This window comes from Elusimicrobiota bacterium (assembly GCA_018816525.1).
Lineage (GTDB): Bacteria > Elusimicrobiota > Endomicrobiia > CG1-02-37-114 > XYA2-FULL-39-19 > OXYB2-FULL-48-7.
Genome location: JAHIVV010000042.1, coordinates 1 through 4,706, shown reverse-complemented (window position 1 = coordinate 4,706; position 4,706 = coordinate 1). Strand labels below are relative to the sequence as shown.

Annotated in this window: 4 protein-coding genes and 1 tRNA gene; 1 reads left to right on the top strand and 4 read right to left on the bottom strand. The window is 38.3% G+C overall.

Features of this window, described 5'->3' with window-relative positions:
* Positions 1 to 271: 271 nt before the first annotated feature.
* A tRNA-OTHER gene (locus KKH91_04425) sits at positions 272 to 354 on the top strand.
* Positions 355 to 450: 96 nt separating this feature from the next.
* Here the strand turns inward: KKH91_04425 and KKH91_04420 are convergent.
* Genes KKH91_04420 through KKH91_04405 form a run of 4 tightly spaced genes read right to left on the bottom strand, consistent with a single transcriptional unit; the run spans position 451 to position 4,678 of the window.
* A complete protein-coding gene (locus KKH91_04420) occupies positions 451 to 1,458 on the bottom strand; it encodes a hypothetical protein (GenBank protein MBU0952054.1) in 1,008 nt (335 codons plus the stop codon).
* A gap of 30 nt (positions 1,459 to 1,488) precedes the next feature.
* Positions 1,489 to 1,587, bottom strand: coding sequence for a hypothetical protein (locus KKH91_04415; GenBank protein MBU0952053.1), 99 nt, complete (start codon positions 1,585 to 1,587; stop codon positions 1,489 to 1,491).
* A 39-nt stretch (positions 1,588 to 1,626) separates the two neighbouring features.
* Entirely contained in the window at positions 1,627 to 4,500 is a 2,874-nt protein-coding gene (locus tag KKH91_04410; protein MBU0952052.1) for a PD-(D/E)XK nuclease family protein, read from the bottom strand.
* A 4-nt stretch (positions 4,501 to 4,504) separates the two neighbouring features.
* Positions 4,505 to 4,678, bottom strand: a complete 174-nt coding sequence (locus tag KKH91_04405; GenBank protein ID MBU0952051.1) for a hypothetical protein — start codon at positions 4,676 to 4,678, stop codon at positions 4,505 to 4,507.
* Between the last annotated feature and the right edge of the window lie 28 nt (positions 4,679 to 4,706).

Genomic DNA, 4,706 nt, shown 5'->3' with positions numbered 1-4,706 from the left:
TAAAATTTGAAGGGATTCGAGTTATTTAGTATAATTCTTGAGCCGAGATTTAAAGCGAATGCTGTTTGAAAAGTTAAACCTGTTTTTAGTCCAAAGTAGCTCAAAAAGGCTGATTTTCCCTACGCGTACGAGCGTTTGTTGGCAGTTTGTTGGCAGGCGATGTCAAAAATTGGCAACTTTTGACAACTATTGTCAACTAGTGTCAACATCAAAAACATACAGTTTTAGGACGATAAATCAGGTTTGATTAAAGTTCTAGACGGAAAAGTGAGGACTCTAAATTTTATAGAGGACTATGACTGGAGAGTGTATGTGCCAGTAATGGCACCGTGGGTTCAAATCCCACCCTCTCCGTTTAAAAAAAATGGGTAGCTAAAGCTACTCATTTTTTTTAGGAGCTGGTTCTTTCGGTCTTATACCAGGTGAAGGTTTCTTTCTTAAATAATTTCTTTATAAAATGACCTTAAGTCTCATTTCAGGGCCGTTTAGCTGGGTATTTACAGAACTTGTGGACCTATAACCCACAACAAATTGTATCATGGAATTGCCTGCGCCAATACCGGCATGAAGGTCCGTCAACGGCGAATCATTAATTATGCTTACGCCGATTCCTCCGGAGATAAAGAGGTATTTCTGGAACCACTGGTCCGTTGATAATTTAAGCGACAGCCCCGACAGGTCCTGCATTTTACAGTAGGCAATGAAGGATTCCGCCATTCCATTACCCATCTGTTTTCCAAAAATAAACCCCATGTTTGATATAGGAAGTGTAATATGGTCGCCTGTTTCCTGTTTTTCAGTATACAGATCGTAATCGAATTTGAAACCCCAGGAAAGTTCGTCCATTTTTCCTGCAGATATTACGCTCATCATCATCCCGACGGCGCTTAAATCTTTTGAAATGCTTTGATAACTAAGAGAAGTATCGTACCAGGTGTGCCTTTCCGGCGTTACGGCCCCGGATTCTTCCATACCCTTGATAACAGTATGCCCTTTGTAGGTTACCCCTCTCCTGTCCCGATACATATCAACGTCATCCATGCGGTAATAGTTATAGTACGGGTAATTATAGGGATAATTATAGCGGTAATAATCAGGAGTGTAATAATAATTATTGTACGAATTGTTGCTTGGGACAACAGCTGCCGGCTGGTCACTTTCCGAATCCCCCGCTTTTTTCTTGTTGGATTTAAAATCGTTGTAAAAATTATTGAGCTGGCTGTCGTTATTTGTCTGTGCTATTATAACCGGCATAACCTGCGCCGGAGAGACATAATCTGTCTGCACGGCTTGAGCTGCAGAAACAGCTGCAGCTGCCGGCTTCTGGTCTTCGTCCTGTTTCTGCTGGTTATCTGAAATCTTTGCAAAATCCTGCTTAAAAGCGTTCAACCCGCAAAAAGCAGGCGTACTTAAAAGAAAGAGCGCTACAAGAATCGGAATTAATTTAATTATTTTCATTTTTTCCTTATTAATCCCACATTCTGCCTGCTAGGAAAGGCATGTGGGATATACAGTTAAAAATTCGTATTCATTTTCTATTGTGGGCATAACTTTTGATACCATGTAGAAAAATTCAGTGCGCAGCAACCCTATGCCTTTTGCGCCCCTGATAAGCGCATCCTTCCCTCACCGGCACAGGTATGTGAAGGGGCAGTATTCGCACGCTCGGGTGTCCTCTTCGTTTATAGCAAATGGCTTTGCGGGGTTTAAAATCTCTGATAAGATAAAATTGAGTGAACTCATGCAGATTTTCATTGAAATTTCACGGCTCTTTGGGCCGGCTTTATCGTCAAACAAATAGTTGATTCCGGTTTCTTTCAGCAGATAAAGCCCTGCATTTACTGAGTCCGTTTTATAAATTCCCTTCGCTAAATGCACGTATAAAGGCAATTGAAACGATTTTATCTTTTTTCTGATGTCTTCGCGCGTTTGGAACTCTTCCGGGCCCGCATCATAGAGTTTTTTAGCGGGTATTTTCAGGCCGCTGCCTGTTTTATAATCCACAATCAGGATGGTGCCGTCCTGCAATTGGTCTATTCTGTCTATTCTTAAATTGAATTTGAAATCACCGCAATCCAATTTGATTGTTTCTTTAAGAGTTCTTTCAAGCGCTAGAATTTTGTTAACGCCTAACCCGGCAATTTTAATCTGACGGGCTTCCTTTTCATACCTTAAATACTTTTTTAACCGGTATTCCAGCACTTCTTTCAGTAAAAAAGCGCCCGCCCGTACTTTATTTCCGAAAAATTCTTCAAAATATTCGTCAAACCTTTTAAAGAAATAAGATTCAAACTTATCATCAATTAAAAATTTGCTTCCCACAAACATTCTATAGGTTTCTTCCAGCAAATTGTGCACAAAGTTGCCCACATCAGCGCTTTCAGGTTCGTCGAGCAGTTCATCTTTTTCTTCCAAACCAAGCGCATATTTGTAATAAAACTTCATCGGACATTCAAGGTAAGCGTCAATACTTGTCGGCGAATAGGGATAGCCTTTCAGAAAGTCTATTATTTTGCTGTTTTTTTCTATTTCTTTTTTTCTTGGCTGGATTTCAGCTTTAAAACCAGCTTTCTGTATTGATACGGCGTCAATTTTGCCTTTTTCCTTCTGACGGTTCCATATCAGTTCTTCGATAAACCTGCTTTTTTCCTTATCATCGCTTTTATTTTCATTATAAACCAGATGGACACGCTTCGCGGCTGAAATCAGGCGTTTGAAATGATAATGCTGTATCTCTTCCTCATTTTCCAAACTGTTATAACCCAGGCTCAGCATAATTTCACCCGGAATAAGGGGCTCATTAACGCTGAGCCGCGGTAAAACAGATTCATTTACATCCATTATGATTACATTTTCAAAATTAAGGCCCCTGGTTTCATAAAGCCCCAATATTTGCAGGCCCTTCAGCGGAGAACCTGAAAAAGAAATTATTTCATTTCTTATTTTGCTTTTAAAAATTGTAAATATATCTTCTTTGGCGAATATTTCACTGCAAAAAGACGAATTTCCCAATTCATCCCGGATTGAGAAGAGTTTATCGACGATTTTTAGATTCGGAGGATATTTCTCCAGCATGCCGCTATCCATCAGTTTATCCAGGAATTCTCCAAGTTTCAAAGAAAATTCCCTGAAATTATCTATTTTTTCCCAGGAATAAAACAAAATATTATGTAATTTAACAATAACATTTTCTACTTCATCTTTTTTAACCGTTACACCCATACTTTGAAGATTATCCGCGATTAAACCAAACAATTCTTTTGAACTTTCAATATCTTTTAGTTTAACAAACAGTCGGCCGCTTAAAGAATTGTCTTTTGAGCTGGTCAGAAGCTCCTCGATTTTATGGACAATTACCCTAGTTGCCGAGGAGTCATCCAATAACTTTAGATTTTTTGTGAAAGGATGGTTTAATGCTTTTAAATAGTCTTTTGTGTAGTAATCATCAGCGTTTTTTGTGGCTTGTGAACTAAAAATATGCTCAAAAAGCGAATACACCGAGCTCCTGTGCAGAGGATATCCCAGTGAAACATTAAATTCTTTGACTATTGAGCTTATTTCTGAAAGCAACGGAACAGCGTTGTTTGAATCCGGCAGGACAATTACTGTTTTTTCAGGATCACCGCTTTGTTTTAAAATATTCTGCAGTATTTCGCGCACCAGGCATACCTGCGAATGCACGTCAAATCCTGAATGAACCAAAATTGAATCGGAATCATGCGTTTTAGCGCCGGCTCCGATCTCACAGCCAAATATTTTTGATGCATTTTCCAGAATCGGCCACTCTTTCCGGCTTCCCTGGAAGAAAAGAATAGCTTTATCTTTATTGTATAACTCTTTTATAATAATTTGTTCCGTTTTGTTAAGGTAAAAGAGATCGCAAAACAGGATATCATCAAACTCGTCAAAGTTTGCTTCCTTTATATACTGGGAAGCGAGCATACAAATTATGCCGTTTGAATAGGTTTTGTTTTCTGTAAGCGTTTTATGAAAAGAATTTCGGATAGTAATTATATTTTCAAGCAGTTTGTTGATAGTTTCAGGCACATCATAGCCGATTTCCGCCTTAAACTGAATGTTTTTTAAGGATTCTAATTTTATATTTTCAACGTCAAGCTTGTCAATAAACGCCAATATTTCTCGGGCCCAGGGCATAAACTGCGAAAATTTCTCTTTGCCTTTTAAAATCTCAGGGACGGTTTTTTTGGCAATATTATAGATTGCGTAACTCATATCCAGGTCGGAAGGGGCAGTATAATTGTCCTTCTTCTGGACAATATATTGGATGAATTCGTTTATGGAAAAGAATTTCGGCGATAAGAAACTTTTGCCTGAGCGCCTCGCTAATTCTTTTTTAAGGAAAAGCGAAGGCCTTTTTCCGCCAAATACAAAAGCCAGCCGGCTGATATCCCGGTTTTTCTGCAGATAGTTCTTATCCACAAAATCCGCCAGGTTTTGAATTAAATTCTCCCCAAAATTGTAAGTAATAATTCTATTCATGTTCTCATTTATTCATAAATTTATAATTCCCTGACTTACTTCTAAAATATTTTTCTAGGTACATAATATTTCTGTATATATGTTTTTTGGGCCTTCCACATTCTCCAAAATGTCTCTGCTCGTCAACTTTCATATAGTCCAAAAGTTCTTTCAGTACTCTAAGCTGTTCTTTATTCATAAAGCCTCCCAAATAAATATATTAAATT